The 16,201-nt window shown below is 70.3% G+C and carries 18 protein-coding genes; 3 read left to right on the top strand and 15 right to left on the bottom strand.

The features are described 5' to 3' along the window. Positions 1–33: 33 nt before the first annotated feature. The 7 genes from miaB to ABB55_RS10805 form a co-directional block, all read right to left on the bottom strand. On the bottom strand, positions 34–1,545 hold the full coding sequence (gene miaB / locus ABB55_RS10835; RefSeq protein ID WP_083463528.1) for a tRNA (N6-isopentenyl adenosine(37)-C2)-methylthiotransferase MiaB: 1,512 nt from the start codon (positions 1,543–1,545) through the stop codon (positions 34–36). A 99-nt stretch (positions 1,546–1,644) separates the two neighbouring features. Continuing rightward, complete coding sequence (gene olsA, locus ABB55_RS10830; RefSeq protein ID WP_083463527.1) at positions 1,645–2,577, bottom strand: lyso-ornithine lipid O-acyltransferase; 933 nt, start codon at positions 2,575–2,577, stop codon at positions 1,645–1,647. Then, complete coding sequence (locus ABB55_RS10825; RefSeq protein WP_054361976.1) at positions 2,574–2,972, bottom strand: Fur family transcriptional regulator; 399 nt, start codon at positions 2,970–2,972, stop codon at positions 2,574–2,576. Before ABB55_RS10825 ends, olsA begins: the two co-directional genes overlap by 4 nt. A 120-nt stretch (positions 2,973–3,092) precedes the next feature. Beyond that, entirely contained in the window at positions 3,093–3,587 is a 495-nt protein-coding gene (locus tag ABB55_RS10820; protein ID WP_054358821.1) for a GNAT family N-acetyltransferase, read from the bottom strand. Further along, positions 3,587–4,360: a tRNA (adenosine(37)-N6)-threonylcarbamoyltransferase complex dimerization subunit type 1 TsaB gene (gene tsaB, locus ABB55_RS10815; protein WP_054358820.1), complete on the bottom strand. Its 774-nt coding sequence runs from the start codon at positions 4,358–4,360 to the stop codon at positions 3,587–3,589. The genes ABB55_RS10820 and tsaB overlap by 1 nt, the downstream gene beginning before the upstream one ends. Before the next feature lie 114 nt (positions 4,361–4,474). Continuing rightward, positions 4,475–5,038: a NifU family protein gene (locus tag ABB55_RS10810; RefSeq protein ID WP_054358819.1), complete on the bottom strand. Its 564-nt coding sequence runs from the start codon at positions 5,036–5,038 to the stop codon at positions 4,475–4,477. Between the two features lie 252 nt (positions 5,039–5,290). Next, the gene (locus tag ABB55_RS10805) at positions 5,291–5,779 is read right to left on the bottom strand and encodes a universal stress protein (protein ID WP_054358818.1); all 489 of its coding nucleotides are present in this window, start codon (positions 5,777–5,779) and stop codon (positions 5,291–5,293) included. 135 nt (positions 5,780–5,914) lie between these two features. Here ABB55_RS10805 and ABB55_RS10800 point away from each other — a divergent pair, with 135 nt between their 5' ends. The 3 genes from ABB55_RS10800 to ABB55_RS10790 all read left to right on the top strand — a co-directional run bounded on the left by ABB55_RS10800 (position 5,915) and on the right by ABB55_RS10790 (position 8,972). Further along, positions 5,915–6,631, top strand: a complete 717-nt coding sequence (locus ABB55_RS10800) for a response regulator (protein ID WP_054361975.1) — start codon at positions 5,915–5,917, stop codon at positions 6,629–6,631. Beyond that, on the top strand, positions 6,628–8,082 hold the full coding sequence (locus tag ABB55_RS10795; RefSeq protein ID WP_054358817.1) for an ATP-binding protein: 1,455 nt from the start codon (positions 6,628–6,630) through the stop codon (positions 8,080–8,082). The genes ABB55_RS10800 and ABB55_RS10795 overlap by 4 nt, the downstream gene beginning before the upstream one ends. A gap of 149 nt (positions 8,083–8,231) precedes the next feature. Next, positions 8,232–8,972 carry an EF-hand domain-containing protein gene (locus ABB55_RS10790; protein WP_160321210.1) on the top strand — a complete coding sequence of 247 codons (741 nt, stop codon included), beginning with the start codon at positions 8,232–8,234 and terminating at the stop codon, positions 8,970–8,972. A 115-nt stretch (positions 8,973–9,087) separates the two neighbouring features. On the opposite strand, the gene trpS is transcribed toward ABB55_RS10790, so the two are convergent. The 8 genes from trpS to ABB55_RS29665 all read right to left on the bottom strand — a co-directional run bounded on the left by trpS (position 9,088) and on the right by ABB55_RS29665 (position 16,181). Then, positions 9,088–10,149 (bottom strand): tryptophan--tRNA ligase, encoded by a 1,062-nt coding sequence (gene trpS, locus ABB55_RS10785; RefSeq protein WP_054358815.1) that lies wholly within the window; start codon positions 10,147–10,149, stop codon positions 9,088–9,090. Between the two features lie 154 nt (positions 10,150–10,303). Further along, on the bottom strand, positions 10,304–11,869 hold the full coding sequence (murJ, locus tag ABB55_RS10780) for a murein biosynthesis integral membrane protein MurJ (protein WP_054358814.1): 1,566 nt from the start codon (positions 11,867–11,869) through the stop codon (positions 10,304–10,306). Positions 11,870–11,949: 80 nt separating this feature from the next. Beyond that, entirely contained in the window at positions 11,950–12,297 is a 348-nt protein-coding gene (locus ABB55_RS10775; protein ID WP_083463526.1) for a MoaD/ThiS family protein, read from the bottom strand. Then, positions 12,294–13,376 carry a WD40/YVTN/BNR-like repeat-containing protein gene (locus ABB55_RS10770; protein WP_054358813.1) on the bottom strand — a complete coding sequence of 361 codons (1,083 nt, stop codon included), beginning with the start codon at positions 13,374–13,376 and terminating at the stop codon, positions 12,294–12,296. Before ABB55_RS10770 ends, ABB55_RS10775 begins: the two co-directional genes overlap by 4 nt. A gap of 11 nt (positions 13,377–13,387) precedes the next feature. Further along, positions 13,388–13,804, bottom strand: a complete 417-nt coding sequence (locus ABB55_RS10765) for a VOC family protein (protein ID WP_054358812.1) — start codon at positions 13,802–13,804, stop codon at positions 13,388–13,390. Positions 13,805–13,868: 64 nt separating this feature from the next. Then, positions 13,869–14,372 (bottom strand): SRPBCC family protein, encoded by a 504-nt coding sequence (locus tag ABB55_RS10760; protein WP_054358811.1) that lies wholly within the window; start codon positions 14,370–14,372, stop codon positions 13,869–13,871. A gap of 187 nt (positions 14,373–14,559) precedes the next feature. Beyond that, positions 14,560–15,813 carry an RNA polymerase sigma factor gene (locus tag ABB55_RS10755; RefSeq protein WP_054358810.1) on the bottom strand — a complete coding sequence of 418 codons (1,254 nt, stop codon included), beginning with the start codon at positions 15,811–15,813 and terminating at the stop codon, positions 14,560–14,562. Then, on the bottom strand, positions 15,810–16,181 hold the full coding sequence (locus ABB55_RS29665) for a YciI family protein (RefSeq protein WP_054358809.1): 372 nt from the start codon (positions 16,179–16,181) through the stop codon (positions 15,810–15,812). The genes ABB55_RS10755 and ABB55_RS29665 overlap by 4 nt, the downstream gene beginning before the upstream one ends. Between the last annotated feature and the right edge of the window lie 20 nt (positions 16,182–16,201).

The raw sequence follows: 16,201 nt of genomic DNA, 5'->3' as shown, positions 1-16,201 counted from the left end.
GGAAGGACGGCTCCAGACCCTGCTTCGCCTCTTTCACCCGCGACCTCCCCCGGCGGCCGCTGGCGCGGCCGCATGACTGGCGGCTGCTGGTGCAACCGCATGACCGGCGGCCGCTTGCGCAGCCGTGTGACGGGCGGCCGCTGGCGCGACCGCGTGATGGCCGGGCGTCGGTACGATCGCCCCGAACAACGAATAGCTGTGCATATCGGAAATTGCGACCGGAACTATGCTGCCGATCATCGAGTCCGGCCCGTCGACATGGACCGGCTGCAGCCAGGGCGAGCGGCCGACCAGCTGGCCGGGCACCCGGCCGCGCTTCTCGATCAGCACGTCCATGGTCATGCCGATGCGGCTGCGGTTGAAGGCCTGCGTCTGCCGCTCGATCAGGGCTTGCAGGCGCTGCAGGCGTTCGGACTTGACCGCCTCCGGCACCTGGTCGTCGCGGCCTGCGGCCGGCGTGCCGGGGCGGGGCGAGTATTTGAACGTGAAGGCGGCCGCATAGCCGACCGTCTCGGCGAGCGTCAGGGTCGCCTCGAAATCCGCATCGGTCTCGCCCGGGAAGCCGACGATGAAGTCGGAGGTCAGCGCGATATCGGGCCGGGCGGCCCGGATGCGCGCGACCAGATCCCGGTAGTCGGCCGCGGTGTGGCGCCGGTTCATGGCCTTGAGGATGCGGTCGGACCCCGATTGGACCGGCAGGTGCAGATAGGGCATCAGCGCCGGAAGGTCGCGATGGGCGGCGATCAGCGCCTCGTCCATGTCGCGCGGATGCGAGGTCGTGTAGCGGATGCGGTCGAGGCCGGGCAGGTCGGCCAGCGCGGCGGCGAGCCGGCCGAGCGTCCATTCGCGTCCGTCGGGGCCGAGCCCGTGCCAGGCATTGACGTTCTGGCCAAGCAGCGTCAGCTCGCGCACGCCGCCGTCGACCAGCGCCCGCGCCTCGGCGAGGATGCGGTCGAGCGGCCGGGACACCTCGGCGCCGCGGGTATAGGGCACCACGCAGAAGCTGCAGAACTTGTCGCAGCCTTCCTGGATGGTCAGGAAGGCGGTCGGGCCGCGTGCCAGCGTCCGCGCCCGGTCGGGCCCCGGCAGGGTCTCGAACTTGGTGCCGATGTCGAATTCCGTTTCCACGATGCCGGCGCCCCGGGCGACCGGCCCGCTGCGCTCGCGCCGTTCCCCGGCGCGCGCCAGCAGCTCGGGCAGGTTCTGGTAGCTCTGCGGCCCGACCACGAGATCGACGACCGGCGCGCGGCGGACGATCTCGTCGCCTTCGGCCTGGGCGACGCAGCCGGTCACGCCGATCATCAGCGAGCCCCCGGCCGCGGCCTTCTCGGCCTTCAGCACGCGCAGACGGCCGAGCTCGGAATAGACCTTCTCGGCCGCCTTCTCGCGGATATGGCAGGTGTTGAGCAGGACGAGATCCGCCTCGTCGACAAGCTCCGTCGCCTCGTAGCCCTCTCCGGCCAGGAGGTCCGTCATCCGATCGGAATCGTAGACGTTCATCTGGCAGCCGTAGGTGCGGACGAGGACTTTCTTCTTCGCTGTCATAACGTCAGGAGTGTCGATCGGGACCGGTTTGTGGTCCGACCATCGAGCGGGACCCGGCAGCCTGCTTAGCGCGAATCCGGCGGCGAGAACAGCCGCAATTCAGGGTGCGGGCAGGATGCCGGCGGCCTGACCGGCCACGGCGGGCCGTTTCGACAGCCCGGTCGGGGCCGCCGCGCCCGGCAGCCCCGGCCGCAACGGCTCGCGGCCGGCGATCCCGGCGGAGACGAGGCGGCGGACCTCCCGCTCCAGCGCCCGGGTGATCAGCTTGCGGTCGGTGGTCTCGTCGAAGGGGATCGGCTCGCCCCAGACGAGGTCGATGTCGACCGGGCCGAGCAGGATCGTCCCGATGAGATGCGGGAACATGTCGGTGTCGCCGTACCAGGCGAGCCGCGGCCGTTCGGCGCGCCCGAGCGGCAGTCCGTCGAGCCGCTTCAGGACGATGGCCAGCGGCTGCACCCAGACCCGGTCGTGGCCGCCCTCCACCATTGCGGCGCGCGCCGCGCCGATCAGCGCGGAGCGGAAGGGCAGGACATGCGTGCCGTCCGACGACGTGCCTTCCGGAAACAGCACCATGGCGTCGCCCGAGGCGAGCCGCTGCGCGATCTCGCCGTTGACCCGCGCGGTGTCGGTGCGCCGGGTGCGGTCGACGAAGACGGTGCGCTGAAGCTTGGCGAACAGGCCGAACAGCGGCCAGCCGGCGACCTCGCTCTTGGCCACGAAGGAGAGCGGCATCAGGCTGCCGATCAGGTTGATGTCGAGCCAGGAGACGTGGTTGGGCGTGACCAGGAGCGGCCGGTCCCGGCACGGCGCGCCGACCACGCGCACCCGCACGCCGAGGGCCGCCAGGGCACGCCGGTGCCACCAGACCGGCAGCGTTGCCGCCAGCCGCCAGCCGCGCCGATGGGCGACGAGCTGAACCGGCAGGGCGGCCAGCGTCAGGACGACCAGGATCGCGATGGCGGCGACATTGCGCAGCGTCAGCACCAGCGACGGGCGGGCCGGGCGGCGTGCGTCGGACGCCGCTGCCGTCATCGCTCGCGCTCCGGACCGCGCTCCGCCTCGTCGAGCACGACGCCGTAGAGTTCCAGGCGGTGTCCGACCAGCCGGTAGCCGAGCTCGCGGGCGACGAATTCCTGCAGCTTCTCGATCTCCTCGCTGCGGAACTCGATGACGTGGCCGGTGCGCATGTCGATCAGGTGATCGTGATGCTCTTCCGGGACCGTCTCGTAGCGGGCGCGTCCGTCGCGGAAGTCGTGCCGCTCGATGATGCCGGCATCCTCGAACAGCTTCACGGTCCGGTAGACGGTGGAAATCGAGATGCGCCGGTCGATGGCGGCGGCGCGACGGTGCAGTTCCTCGACATCCGGATGGTCGTCGGCGGAGGCGATCACACGGGCGATGACGCGGCGCTGTTCGGTCATGCGCATGCCGCGCGTCTCGCACAGGTCTTCGAGGCTCTGCTCGCTGCAGACGCCGCGCGAGGTGCCCGTTCCGGCTGCGTTCAAGGCGAGACTCCCCGGTTGCCGGCCGATCCCGAAGACCGGCAGTTAACCGAGATCGGCCCGCATGACAAGCGCCGAGGCGCCCGGCGTCGAGCCCGCCCGGTAGTAGCCCTTGCGCTCGCCGACCTGCCGGAAACCGAGCTTGCCGTAGAGCGTCAGGGCCGGCTGGTTGCCGCCGTCGACCTCCAGAAAAACCGCCTTGATCCGGTCGCGATAGAGGCGCCGGAAGGCCGCCTCGACCAGGGCCCGGCCGCAGCCGCGCCCGCGCTGGCGCGGCGACACCGCGATGGTCAGGATTTCCGCCTCGTCCGCCGCCACGCGCATCAGGATGAAGCCGACCGGGCTGCGGGTTCCGAACAGGTTGGCCCGCCGGGCGACCATCCCGAACACGGTGCGGTCACGCAGCAGCGCCGAGATTTCCTCCGCGGTCCACTCGTAGGGAAAGGATTCGCCGTGGATCGCAGCCAGTTCCGGCGCGTCGTCGAGTTCGGCCTCCTCGACCGCGATCGGCGCGCTCGCCCACCACCAGAAGGGGTTCATCACGGACGGACCTCCGGGTCTGTTGGGGAGGGCGGGACGGGGTCTGCGTCGGGAGCGGTCGTCCGGGCGATGCGGAAGCCCTCCTGCGGCTTGGCATCGGCGGCGCGCAGGTAGACCGGCGCCGGCGGCCGCGCCGACGGCGCGCGCGCGGCGCCGATCCGGCCGACGCGAACGATATCGGGGAAGCGGATGGCCGTATCGGCGGCGATCCGGCCGTCGGCCGCCGCCGCGACCAACATCGCGCCGGAACCGACCACGCGCGCGCCCGCGGCGATCGCCAGGGCGGCGGCCTGGGCGTGGCTCATGGCGGCGGGGGCGGTCCGTTCCGTGGGCATCGCAAGGCCGGCCGGAGCGGCCTCGTAGAGCCCGGCATAGACCTCGCCCCGGCGGGCGTCGATCGCGACCAGGACGGGCGCGATCAGGACGGGCGTCACTAAATCGGGATCCAGCGCCTGCGCCAGGGCATCGTCGGCGATCGCCTCGAGCGTGGTCACGCCGACGACCGGGATGTCGGCCGCGAGCCCGATGGCACGCGCCGCGGCAAGGCCGACCCGGATGCCGGTGAAACTGCCGGGCCCGATCGTGACGACGATGCGGCTGAGATCGCGGGGCGTCGTGCCGGCGGCCTCGAACACCTCGCCGGCCACCGCCATCAGCACTTCGGCATGGCCGCGTCCGATGTCCCGGGTTGCACGCGCCAGCACATCGCCGCCGGCCGTCAGCAGGGCGACCGAGCAGGCATCCAGAGCGGTATCGAGGGCCAGTATGGACATTCTCAGACTAAAGCGCAGGCGGGGCCATGACGTCGAGACGACTTTTGGCCGTCAGGTGCCGATCCATCATGATCGGTCTTCCTGAAGAGTGCCTTACGCTTCTGAGAAATCCGGTCAGGCGGCGCGCACTTCCTGTACGTCCGGAACGAAATGCCGCAGCAGATTCTGGATGCCGTGGCGCAGCGTGGCCGTGGAAGACGGGCAGCCGGCGCAGGCGCCCTTCATGTTCAAATAGACGATCCCGTCGCGGAAACCCTTGAAGGTGATGTCGCCGCCGTCATTGGCGACCGCGGGGCGGACCCGGCTGTCGAGCAGCTCCTTGATGGTCGCCACCGTCTGGGCGTCGGACGGATCGAAGAATTCCTCGCCGGGCGCGATCTCGGTCGGATCGCTGCCGACCGCCATGACCGGCGCGCCGGACATGAAATGCTCCATGATCACGCCCAGGATGGCCGGCTTCAGATGCGGCCATTCGGCGCCGGACTTGGTCACGGTGATGAAATCCGAGCCGAAGAACACGCCCGAAATGCCGGCAATCGAGAACAGCTTCTCGGCCAGCGGCGAGGCGCCGGCATCGTCCGCCGAGCGGAAGTCCTTGGTGCCCTCCGGCAGCACGGTGCGGCCGGGGATGAACTTCAGGGTCGCCGGGTTGGGCGTGGTCTCGGTCTGGATGAACATGTGCGCCTCCTCTCGGGTTCAAGGCCCGGAGCTTGGAACGGAAAGTAAGGATTCGGCGCCGGACATCAAGAGCCGGATGCAGGGAGGCTGACGGCCGGCGGATGGATAGGTCCGCCGTGCTTCCCCGGCAACGGCCGGCCCGTCGGCCCGTCACGCGTCCGAATGCGCCCGGAATCCCCCCTGCGCGGGCCGAATGCCCGTGAGCAGCGGAACTGCATTGCGCAGCGCCGGTCCGGCGATCGCGGCGGGCCGTCAGGCGATCGCGGCGATCTCTTCGTCCGACAGCGTGCCCGGAACGATCGTGATCGGGACCGGGAAGCTGCCGAGCCGGCCGGTCAGGGCCGTGACCAGCGGTCCGGGACCGTCGCTGCCGGTCCCGGCGGCGAGCACCAGGATGGCGATGTCCTCGTCCTTCTCGATCAGGCCGACCACCTCGGCGGCGCGCACGCCCTCGCGGACCACCATCTCCGGCTCGATCCTGGCGACCGTGCGGATCCGGTCCGCCACCTTGGCGAGGGTCAGGTCGGCGGCCTCGCGCGCTTCCGCCCGCATCATCTGCTCGACGCCGATGAAGCCGCGGAAATCCTGGTCGTCGATGACGAAGAGCATGACCAGCGCGCCGTTGGTGCGCTCCGCGCGGCGGGCCGCATAGATCAGCGCCCGGTCGCATTCCGGGGTGTCGTCGACGACGACGAGAAACTTGCGCTTGTGTCCGGCTTCGTGAGGGCGACGTGTCAGCATGGGGGGATGCTGGCACGGGTTACCGGTCAGCGGCAAGGCGCCCGGCGTGCCGGAATGGGGGATGGGTGCCGACATGTTACATTGGGTTACATGTCGGCTCTTTCGCGCCGCGTGTCGCAGCGGCATAACGGCTTCATGGAATCCACACCCCACATATTGATCGTCGAGGACGATCAGGAGATCCGCACGCTGGTGGCGCGCTACCTGAAGGCCAACGGTCTGAGGGTGACGACGGCGCCGGCCGCCCGCGAGATGGACCGGATTCTCCAGGAGGCGCGGATCGACCTTTTGGTGCTGGACGTTAACCTTCCCGGCGAGGACGGCTTTTCGATCTGCCGCCGTCTGCGCAACAGCACGCCGCTGCCGATCATCATGCTCACGGCCCGGACCGAGGAGATCGACCGGGTGCTCGGCCTCGAAATGGGCGCCGACGACTATCTCGGCAAACCCTTCTCGCCGCGCGAGCTTCTGGCGCGCATCCGCGCCGTCCTGCGGCGCCGGCCCGATCTCGGCCCCGGCTACCGCTCGGATCGACGGTCGCGCCAGTTCGCCGGCTGGCGATTCGAGCCGCTGTCGGCAAATCTCAGTTCGCCGTCGGGCACCCGGGTGCCGCTGACCGGTGCGGAATCCGATCTGCTCGCCGTGCTCAGCGACAATTCCGGCCGCATCCTGTCGCGCGACGCGCTGCTCGATCTGACGCGCGGCCGGGCCGCCGGTCCGTTCGATCGCAGCGTCGACGTGCTGATCAGCCGTCTGCGCCAGAAGATCGAGGTCGATCCGCGCGATCCGCAACTGATCCGGACCATCCGCGGCAACGGCTATCTGTTCACGGCCGAAGTGCAGGTGGAATGAAGCGGGTCGTCCGCCTCCTGCCGCGCGGCATCGCCGGTCAGGTCGGCGTGCTGATGGCCGTCGCGGTGCTGGCGACCGCCCTGGTCGGTGGATTGGCCGGCTATCGCTTCGGCGCGCGGCCGGCCGGAACGGACAATCCCATCATCCGCATCGGCGGCTTCATGACGGTGATCCGACTGCTGATCGCCGAGCCCGATCCGGATGCGGTCGCGGTCGTGATCGCCACGGCCAACAAGACCTTTCCGGGTTTCGATTTCGAATTGATCGACAGCGCGGCGCTGCCGCTGCCGCCGCCGGCCGACGCCCGTCGCGCATCGACGCCGGAGCCACCGCCCCCCGGCGCCGCCGGCGCCCCCGGCGAGCCGGGGCCGCCCGGCTTCCCGAACCCGATCTTCGGACCCGACCTCGGCGAGTTCCTGCGCCGGGACCTCGGCGTCGAACGCGTGATCGTGGAGATGTCGACGCAGGGCAAGCCCGGGCGGATCATCATTCCCATCGCCGGAAATCGCGCCGTCCGCGCGACCTTTCCGGCCTCGCCGGCACCTTTCGGCAATTTCGGGCCGTTCCGCGGTCCCGATGCGGGCCGGATCGTCTCGATCCTGCTGCTCGGCGTGCTGGCGACCGTGCTGCTGTCGCTCTGGGCCGCCTTCTGGCTGACGCGGCCATTGCGCGAACTCGCCGAGGCGACCGAGCGCTTCGAGCCGGACCGGCCGCACGAGCCGATCACGGAGAGCGGTCCGGCCGAAGTCCGCAAGGCGGCGCGCGCCCTGAACCTGCTGCGCGACCGCGTCTCCCACCTGATCGCCCAGCATGCCCGCACCCTGGCGGCGGTCGGCCACGACCTGCGCACCCCGATCACCCGGCTCCGCCTGAAGGTGGAGTTCGTCGAGGATCCGTCCCTGAAGCGGGCGCTGGAAGGCGATCTCGACCGCATGTCGGCGATGGTCGAAGGGGCGCTGAACTATCTGCGCGCGGGCCATAGCGGGGCGGAACGGCAGCGCGTCGACCTGGCCGCCCTGGTGCAGACCGTCGCCGACAGCGTCGCGGAGACCGGCGGCGACGTGGTCTGCGAACTGACCTCCGGACGCGCCCCGATCGTCGCCGACGTCTCCAGCCTGGAGCGGGCCTTCTCGAACCTGATCGAGAATGCCCTGCGCTACGGCAACCGGTGCGAAGTCGGCATGACGCTCGCGCCCGGGGAGGCCCGCGTGACCGTCGACGACGACGGGCCGGGCATCGCCGAGGCCCAGCGCGAGCGGATGATGGAACCCTTCGTGCGCGGCGACGAGGCGCGTCCGGCCGGCGCCAGCGAGGGGTTCGGCCTCGGCCTGTCCATCGCCTCGGCGGTCATTGCCGATCACGGCGGGCGAATCGCCTTCGAGGATCTGATCCCGCAGGGACTGCGGGTGGTGGTCAGCCTGCCGCTGGCGACGCCCGACGCGGCCGGATGAATTTTGCAAGCCTTCGTTTCTCGGAAGCCCGCCGAAACACTCGTTTACACATCCGCTTCCGGCCCCCGGTCAGTGGAAAGGTTTGGTTAACGCGCCCGGCGCGTGATCGGAGCGCCGTCCCGTTACGGCATCGCGCAAGGGGGGCACCCATGACATCGATCGGCGGCATTGGCGGTTTCGCACCGCCGCCCATGATGCGCGGCGGCAAGGAACCGCCGAGCTTCGACAGTCTCGATTCCGACAAGAGCGGCGGCATCTCGCTCGACGAGTTCAAGACCGCGGGCCCGGGCGGCGGCAAGGACGCCAAGGCCAATGCCATGGCCGAGAAGATGTTCGCCGCCATGGATACCGACAGCGACGGCTCGGTCAGCGAGGACGAGAAGTCGACATTCGATTCCAAGATGCAGGATCGGATGCAGTCCCTGCAGATCATGGCCCAGATCGCCGGGCAGGGCGGCCCCGAGGCCTTCGCCGATGCGGTCGTGTCGAGCGCCGACACCGACGGCGACGGCGCCATGTCGGCGGACGAGTTCTCCGCCGCGGCCCAGTCGTCCGGGATCGAGTCCGCGTCAGGCGACCTGGTCGCCAAGCTGTTCGAGGCGATGGATGCCGACGGCAGCGGCAGCGTCGACACCGGCGAGGCGGAGAGCTTCGTCAAGGATCTGGCCAGCCAGGGCCCCGGCGGCGCCGGCGGCCCGCCGCCCGGTCCCCCGCCCGGCCCGCCTCCCGGCGGCATGGCCGACGGCAGCGGTTCGGATTCGGACTCCTCGTCGAGCCAGTCCGACGCCATCGCCCGGCTGTTCGAGATCGCGTCCGCCGCCTATGCGTCGACCGCCTCGAACAGCGCGAATTCGACCGCATCGAGCCTGCTGTCGAGCCTCGCGGCCTGACGGCCTCGCCGGCCGGTTCGGCTGGCTATCGCGGGCCGCCGCCGCCCGGACGCAACGAAAAAGCCGGCCGCAGCCTTCGGGCTCCGGCCGGCTTCGTGCTGTCGGTCGCTCCCGTTCAGCGGATGAAGCCGACGATGTCCTTGACCTCGTCCATGATCGGCGCCGCGATCGCCGCGGCGCGCTCGGCGCCGGCCCTGAGGACGCCGTCGATATAGCCCGGATCGGCCACCAGCCGCTTCATCTCGCCGCCGACCGGGGCCAGCCGCTCGACGGCCAGATCGGTCAGCGCCTGCTTGAAGGCGGAGAACTGGCTGCCGCCGAAATCCTGCAGCACGGCGGTGACCGGCTTGCCGGCCAGACCGGCGAAGATGCCGACCAGGTTCTCGGCCTCCGGGCGGCCTTCGAGGCCCTTGGCCTCGCTCGGGATGGCGTCGGCGTCGGTCTTCGCCTTGCGCAGCTTCTGCGCGATGGTGTCGGCGTCGTCGGTCAGATTGAGGCGGCTATATTCCGACGGGTCGGACTTCGACATCTTCTTGGTGCCGTCGCGCAGGCTCATGATGCGCGCGGCCTGGGGCTGGATCAGCGGTTCCGGCGCGGGGAAGAAGCCGCCGGCCTCGCCGCGGCCGAGGCCGAGCTCGGCGATGCGCGGGCCGAAGTCGTTGTTGAACTTCTGCGCGATGTCGCGCGTCAGCTCCAGATGCTGCTTCTGGTCCTCGCCGACCGGGACATGGGTCGCCTTGTAGACCAGGATGTCGGCGGCCATCAGGTTCGGATAGGCGTAGAGACCCGTCGAGGCGTTCTCGCGGTCCTTGCCGGCCTTGTCCTTGAACTGGGTCATGCGGTTCAGCCAGCCGAGCCGCGCCACGCAGTTGAACACCCAGGCGAGTTCGGCATGGGCCGAGACCCGGCTCTGGTTGAACACGATCTGCTTCACGGGATCGATGCCGGCCGCGATGAAGGCGGCGGTCACCTCCCGGATCTGCGCCGGCAGGTCCGGCTGCACCAGGGTCGCGGTGATCGCGTGCATGTCGACGACGCAATAGATGCAGTCATGCGACTTCTGCAGCGCGACGAAATTGACGATCGCGCCGAGATAGTTGCCGAGGTGCAGATTGCCGGTCGGCTGGACGCCCGAGAAGACGAGGGGCTTGAAGGGCTTGATCGCGGCGTCGGTCATGGCGTTGTCCTGATTGGCGGCTCGCATGTGCCCGATTGCGGCCGCAAGAGCAAGAGGCCGCCGCGGCGCAGGGGTCCGGCGGCGGGTCTCGTGGTCCGATCGGGACGGAGGCACCGATCCGTCCCGCCGATCCGAACCGCGCTCCCTCGGACATTCAGGTGGGGCGGCGGCGCATCTGGCGCAGGATGCGGCCGAGATCGACGGCCCCGGTCGCCTGCGCGACGCCGAAGAACAGGCCGAGCCCGAGCGCGATCAGGCTTCCGAGCGCGCCGGCCTTGACCAGGAGATGGTTCTCGGCCCCGGTCCAGACGCCGACCGGGTCGACCAGCAGATAGAGCACCATCCCCATCACGGCCGCGCTGGCGGCGATGCGCGGCAGACGGCTCTCCAGTTCCCAGTCGGCCCGCCAATGGCCGCGCCGCACGGTGATCAGCCAGAGCAGCGCCGCATTGACCCAGCCGGCGATCGACGTGGCGATCGCGACGGCGACGAAGTCGACCACCGGGAACAGGGCGAGCGCCAGCGCGATGTTGACCGCCACGGTGGCCATGCCGATCCACATCGGCGTCGCGGTGTCCTCGCGCGCGAAGAAGCCCGGCGCGAAGACCTTGACCAGCACGAAGGCCGGCAGGCCGAACGCATAGGCGGCGAGCGCGGAGGCGGTCCTCATCGTGTCCTGCGGCCCGAAGGCGCCGCGTTCGAACAGCACCTCCACGATCGGCCCGGCCAGGATCGCCAGCGCCACGGCCGACGGGAGGGTCAGCACGGCGGCGAATTCGATGCTGCGGTTCTGCGCCGCCAGGGCCAGATCCTCGCGGTCGGCGCGCACCTGCCGGGCGATCTCGGGCAGCAGCACGACGCCGATGGCGGCCCCGACGATGCCGAGCGGCAGCTGATAGACCCGGTCCGCATAGTAGAGGTAGGAGACCGATCCGGCCGAGAGCGACGCGATGATGGTGCCGACCACCAGGTTGATCTGGGTGATGCCGCCGGCGATGACGCCGGGCGCGCCGAGCCGGGCGAGGCGGCGGATCGCGGCTGTCAGGCGCGGCCGGACGATCGGGAAGCCGACGCCGGCGCGGCGCACGCCCCAGACCAGCGCGGCGCACTGCGCCAGTCCGGCGACCGCGACGCCGATCGACAGGATCGTGCCGGCGAGTGGGGTGCGCTCGGCGCCGCCGAGGCGGATGGCGAACAGGAAGGCGATCAGGACGAGATTGAGCAGCGCCGGCACGAAGGCGGCGAACAGAAACAGACGATGCGCGTTGAGCACCCCGGACAGCATGGCGCCGACCGAGATCAGCGCCAGGTAGGGGAAGCAGATGCGCGTCATCAGGACGGCCAGGTCGAACTTGGCCGGATCGGCCGCGAAGCCCGGTGCCAGCAGGAAGACCAGGGCCGGCGCGAAGATGACGGCGAGCCCGGTCACGAGCGCCAGGAGGACCAGCAGGGCCGACAGGGCCTCGCTGGCGAAGCGGCCGGCCGCCTCCGGTCCGTCGGCCTCCAGCGCGCGGCTGTAGAGCGGGATGAAGGCGGTGTTGAACGCGCCCTCCGCAAAGAAGCGGCGGAACAGGTTGGGCAGGCGGAAGGCGACGAAGAAGGCGTCCGCCGCCGGTCCGGTGCCGAGCGCCGCCGCGATCATGGTGTCGCGCAGGAAGCCGAGGATGCGGCTGACCATGGTGGCCGCGCCGACGCCGAGGAAGTTGCGAAACAGCGTCATTCCCCCGACCCGGCACGGCACGATTCCAAGCTCTTATAGCCGAGCGCCGGCGGGCTGTCGCGCCCGCTCAGTGACCGCTGTCAGCCACCGCTGATCGCCGTCAGGATGAAGATGTCGGCACCCGGCCGGATCGGGGTCGCGAGCGACGCCCGCGCCCCGTCGACGAAGACGTTCATGTGCCGCCGGATCGCCGGCCGTTCGTCGCAGATGCGCGCCGCCATGCCGGGATGGCGGGCGTCGAGCGCCGCGACGAGGTCCGCAACGGTGCCGGCGCCGTCGATCGCCACGAGCGCCGCGGCGCCGGGGAACAGAGTGACGAGCAGCGGCGACAGGCGGACCAGGGCCGGAGGCGCCGTGCCGGTGCCGCCAGCCGGTTCGCCGCCCCGTTCGCCGCCCCGTTCGCCGATCGGAGGGCCGTCCTCCGTCATGCCGCGATCACCATGGTCTCGACCGAGGCGATCACCGGCAGGTTCTCGGCGATCCGCGACCAGCTTGCGCCCTCGTCGAGGCTCGCATAGAGCGATCCCGAATTGGTCCCGAAATAGAGACCGGGCCGGTCGTGCCGGTCGGTCGCCATGGCCTGGCGCAACACGTTGAAATAGGCGCCCTCCTGCGGCAGGCCGGTGCGGCCGTCGGCCCAGGTCCGGCCGGCATCGGCGCTGCGCCAGACCGCCGCGCGCGCGTCGGGCATGAAGCGGCCGGCGATGTCGCCGTTGAGCGGGATCAGGAACACCCGGTCCGGATCGCTCGGATGGGCGGCGGCCGGAAAGCCGAAGCTCGACGGCAGGCCCTGTTCGATCGACACCCAGTTCTCGCCGCCGTCGTCCGACCGGTACATGCCGCAATGGTTCTGCTGGTAGAGCCGGTCCGGCCGGCCCGCCGCCATGACGATCGAATGGACGCACTGCCCGGTCTCGGGGTAGCGCTGGTCCTCCGGCATGTAGTCGCAGCGCACGCCGCGATTGCGCGGCGTGAAGCTGATCCCCCCGTCGCGCGTCTCGAACACGCCCGCCGACGAGATGGCGACCCAGTAGCGCTCCGGATCGTCGGGATGCAACAGCACGTGATGCAGGATCAGGCCGCCGCCGCCCGGCATCCAATAGGGGCGGGAGGGATGCTCGCTGAGACCCTTCACCTCCGCGAAGCTCTCGCCGCCGTCGGCGCTGGCGAAGACCCCGGCCGGCTCGACGCCGGCATAGACCCGGCCATGGCCGACGGCGAGGCTCCAGGCCGATTTCACCGGTGTCGAACCTTCCGGATAGGCGAGGCCGCGGCTCGAATGGCTCCAGCTGCGGCCGAGATCGGACGATTTCCAGATCGCCGGCCCGAACCATTCGTTGCCGCCGGCCGCCCAGATGGTGCCGGTCTCGGCATCGCCGAGGACGTGGTTGATCGGCCACATCTCGCAGAACGGCCCGCGCACCGTCCAATCCCGACGCTCGGCATCGGATTCGAGCAGGAAGGCGCCCTTCCGGGTGCCGAGCAGCAGCAGCGTTTTCGTTGCCATGACGCCCTCCCTCATGGGTTCGCGATGATGATCCAGCCGACGCCGAATTTGTCGGCGACCATGCCGAAGCGCGGCGAGAAGAAGGTCCGCCCGATCGGCATCCGGACCTCGCCGTCCGCCGCCAGGGCCTCGAACAGGCGGTCGGCCTCCGCGGGCGTGTCGACCATGATGGTCAGCGAGAAGCCGTCGAAGCCGCCCTGGCGGCCGCTGCACATGCCGTCGGAGACCATCACGTCGGTCGATCCGATCCGGATGCGCCCGTGCATCACCCTGTCCTCGGTGCCGGGCGGCATCACGCCGGGCGGCGGCGGATCGGGCGCCTCGCGGAAGCGCATCAGATCGAGCCGTTCGGCTCCGAGCTTCGCCTCGTAATAGGCGATTGCCTCCTCGCAGCGGCCTTCGAAGAAGAGATAGGGGGCAACCTGCATCGTCGTTCCTCCATGGGGTACGGTCGGTTGGGGACCGGGTTCTGATTTCGGGATCGGCTCGGCGTCACGCAGCGCCGCGGGCGAGCCGCTCGGCGAGAGCGGCGAGGCGGTCCGCACTGCGGCCCCAGCCGTCGTCGAAGCCCATCGCGGCATGCTCGTCGCGCCTGGCCGCGCTCCAATGGCGGCCGCGCGCGGTGTAGCGGGTGCGCCCGTCGCCCAGATCGTCGAGCGTCGTGATCGAGACCGTGAACGGATCGGGCTTCGGCACCCAGCCGGCCCGGAAGGCATCGGTGAACACGATCCGCTCCGGCGCGGTCACTTCCAGGAACACGCCCTCGAAGGGATATTCCTGCCCGTCCGGCAGGCGCGAGACGACGTGGAAGCGGCCGCCGGGCCGCAGGTCCATCTCGACCGCCGGAACCGTCATGCCGCCCGGCCCCCACCACTCCTCGATCCGCGCCGGATCGGTCCAGAGCCGGAAGATCAGGTCGCGCGGCGCGGCGATCTCGCGCGTCACGCTGAGCTCGAAGCCGTTGGGGTCGGGCAGGTCCGCTGCGAACAGGCTCATCGATGTCTCCGATCCGATTGCGCCCCTAGTGGTTTGATCGAGACGGATGGTACCCATCCGTCTCGTGAATCCAAACCACTAACTCTTTGACGACGTGGTCAATTCAATCTGACATTTGCGGGACGCAAATGTCAGATTTTGACCACTAGGACGTCGGCCGGCGGACGGTCCCGACAGGGGAGGCAGGTTATTTTTCCGGATGCGCCGCTTCGGCCATCAGCTGGTCGAGCTTCGAACGGATATGGGCGGCCTCGTTGGCGTTTCGGGCCAGTGCAATGGCACGGCCGAAGGCGGTTTGTGCTTCGGCGCTGCGACCGAGCTCCATCAGGAAGGTACCGCGGGTACCGTGGAAGTAGAAATAGCCGCCGAGTTCGCTTTCCAGCGGGGCGATCAGCTCCAGGGCGGCGGCCGGGCCGCGGCAGCGCGCCACCGCAACGGCGCGGTTCAGGCGGACGACCGGCGACGGCTCGAACCGTTCGAGTGCGCCGTAGAGAAGCTCGATCTCGGCCCAGTCGGTCGCCTCGACCGAGGGGGCGCGGGCATGCAGGGCCGCGATGGCGGCCTGGATCTGGTAGGGGCCGGGGCGGCGATGGCGCAGCGCCTTGTCGAGCAGCGCCAGCCCTTCGGCGATCAGGCTGCGGTTCCAGCGGCTGCGGTCCTGCGCGTCGAGCGGGATCGGCCGGCCGTCGGCATCGGCGCGCGCCGCCGCGCGGGCATGGCCGAGCATCATGACGGCGGCGAGGCCCATGATCTCCGGCTCCGAGGGGAACAGGCGGATCAGGAGACGGATCAGCCGGATCGCCTCCTCGGCGAGAACCCGGCCCTCGGGCTCGGCGGCGGTCGTATAGCCCTCGTTGTAGAGCAGGTAGAGCATCGCCGCGACGGCGGCCAGCCGCTCCGTACGCTCGATCGCGCTCGGCGCCTCGAAGGCGACGCCCGAGCGGGCGATGCGCCCCTTGGCGCGCGTGATGCGCTGCTCCATGGCGCTCTCGCCGACCAGGAAGGCGCGGGCGATCTGGCGCACCGAAAGTCCGGACACGACGCGCAGCGCCAGCGCGACCTGGTGTTCGGCCGGCAGGTCCGGATGGCAGCAGACGAACAGCAGGCGCAGGATGTCGTCGCGATAGTCGGCCTCGTCGATCTGCCGCACCACGGCGGCCTCGGCATCGTCGAGATCGGACAGTTGATCCTCGTCCGGCAGGCTGGCCAGGCGGCGCGATCGGCGCAGGGCGTCGACGGCGACATTGCGTCCGACGAAGATCAGCCAGGCGGTCGGATCGCGCGGCGCCCCTTTCTCCGGCCAGGTCTTGAGCGCGCGCAGGCAGGCCTCCTGGAAGGCCTCCTCGGCGAGATCGAGGTCGCGGAAATGCCGCAGCAAGGCGGCGATCGCCTTGGGCCGCGCCGCCGTCAGCGCGCTTTCGACCGGGTCCGGGCGGGTCACGGCGCGACGGCTCCGGGCCTGAAGATCGAGATCGGCCGGATCTCGTAGGCGCCGCCCGGATTGGCGCGGGCGAGGTCGCGGGCGACCGTGAGGGCGCCGTCGAGATCGTCGCAGTCGACGACATAGAAGCCGAGCAGCTGCTCCTTGGTTTCGGCGAAGGGGCCGTCCAGGACCAGCGGCGGATCGCTGTCCTTGCGCAGCGTGGTGGCCGAGGTGGTCGGCAGCAGGCGGACGACCGGGCCGAGCCGGCCGTCGCGGGCCAGCTGCTCGTGCACCACGGCCAGCCGGCCGAGGACCGCGTCGTCCTCCTCCTGGCTCCAGCTGCAGACGACCTGTTCGGAATGGTAGCAGAGAATGGCGTAGTACATGTCGCGTTCACCTCCACGCT

Origin of the sequence: Prosthecodimorpha hirschii (genome assembly GCF_001305515.1) — a bacterium.
GTDB classification, from domain to species: Bacteria; Pseudomonadota; Alphaproteobacteria; order Rhizobiales; family Ancalomicrobiaceae; genus Prosthecodimorpha; species Prosthecodimorpha hirschii.
Note: the sequence above shows the minus strand (reverse complement) of the source record. Positions and strands in the feature narration are given on the sequence as shown.

Coding starts and splice junctions, on each gene's coding strand:
- miaB (WP_083463528.1), bottom strand. CDS start 1,545: ATGACAGCGAAGAAGAAAGTCCTCGTCCGCACCTACGGCTGCCAGATG.
- olsA (WP_083463527.1), bottom strand. CDS start 2,577: ATGACGGCAGCGGCGTCCGACGCACGCCGCCCGGCCCGCCCGTCGCTG.
- ABB55_RS10825 (WP_054361976.1), bottom strand. CDS start 2,972: ATGCGCATGACCGAACAGCGCCGCGTCATCGCCCGTGTGATCGCCTCC.
- ABB55_RS10820 (WP_054358821.1), bottom strand. CDS start 3,587: ATGAACCCCTTCTGGTGGTGGGCGAGCGCGCCGATCGCGGTCGAGGAG.
- tsaB (WP_054358820.1), bottom strand. CDS start 4,360: ATGTCCATACTGGCCCTCGATACCGCTCTGGATGCCTGCTCGGTCGCC.
- ABB55_RS10810 (WP_054358819.1), bottom strand. CDS start 5,038: ATGTTCATCCAGACCGAGACCACGCCCAACCCGGCGACCCTGAAGTTC.
- ABB55_RS10805 (WP_054358818.1), bottom strand. CDS start 5,779: ATGCTGACACGTCGCCCTCACGAAGCCGGACACAAGCGCAAGTTTCTC.
- ABB55_RS10800 (WP_054361975.1), top strand. CDS start 5,915: ATGGAATCCACACCCCACATATTGATCGTCGAGGACGATCAGGAGATC.
- ABB55_RS10795 (WP_054358817.1), top strand. CDS start 6,628: ATGAAGCGGGTCGTCCGCCTCCTGCCGCGCGGCATCGCCGGTCAGGTC.
- ABB55_RS10790 (WP_160321210.1), top strand. CDS start 8,232: ATGACATCGATCGGCGGCATTGGCGGTTTCGCACCGCCGCCCATGATG.
- trpS (WP_054358815.1), bottom strand. CDS start 10,149: ATGACCGACGCCGCGATCAAGCCCTTCAAGCCCCTCGTCTTCTCGGGC.
- murJ (WP_054358814.1), bottom strand. CDS start 11,869: ATGACGCTGTTTCGCAACTTCCTCGGCGTCGGCGCGGCCACCATGGTC.
- ABB55_RS10775 (WP_083463526.1), bottom strand. CDS start 12,297: ATGACGGAGGACGGCCCTCCGATCGGCGAACGGGGCGGCGAACGGGGC.
- ABB55_RS10770 (WP_054358813.1), bottom strand. CDS start 13,376: ATGGCAACGAAAACGCTGCTGCTGCTCGGCACCCGGAAGGGCGCCTTC.
- ABB55_RS10765 (WP_054358812.1), bottom strand. CDS start 13,804: ATGCAGGTTGCCCCCTATCTCTTCTTCGAAGGCCGCTGCGAGGAGGCA.
- ABB55_RS10760 (WP_054358811.1), bottom strand. CDS start 14,372: ATGAGCCTGTTCGCAGCGGACCTGCCCGACCCCAACGGCTTCGAGCTC.
- ABB55_RS29665 (WP_054358809.1), bottom strand. CDS start 16,181: ATGTACTACGCCATTCTCTGCTACCATTCCGAACAGGTCGTCTGCAGC.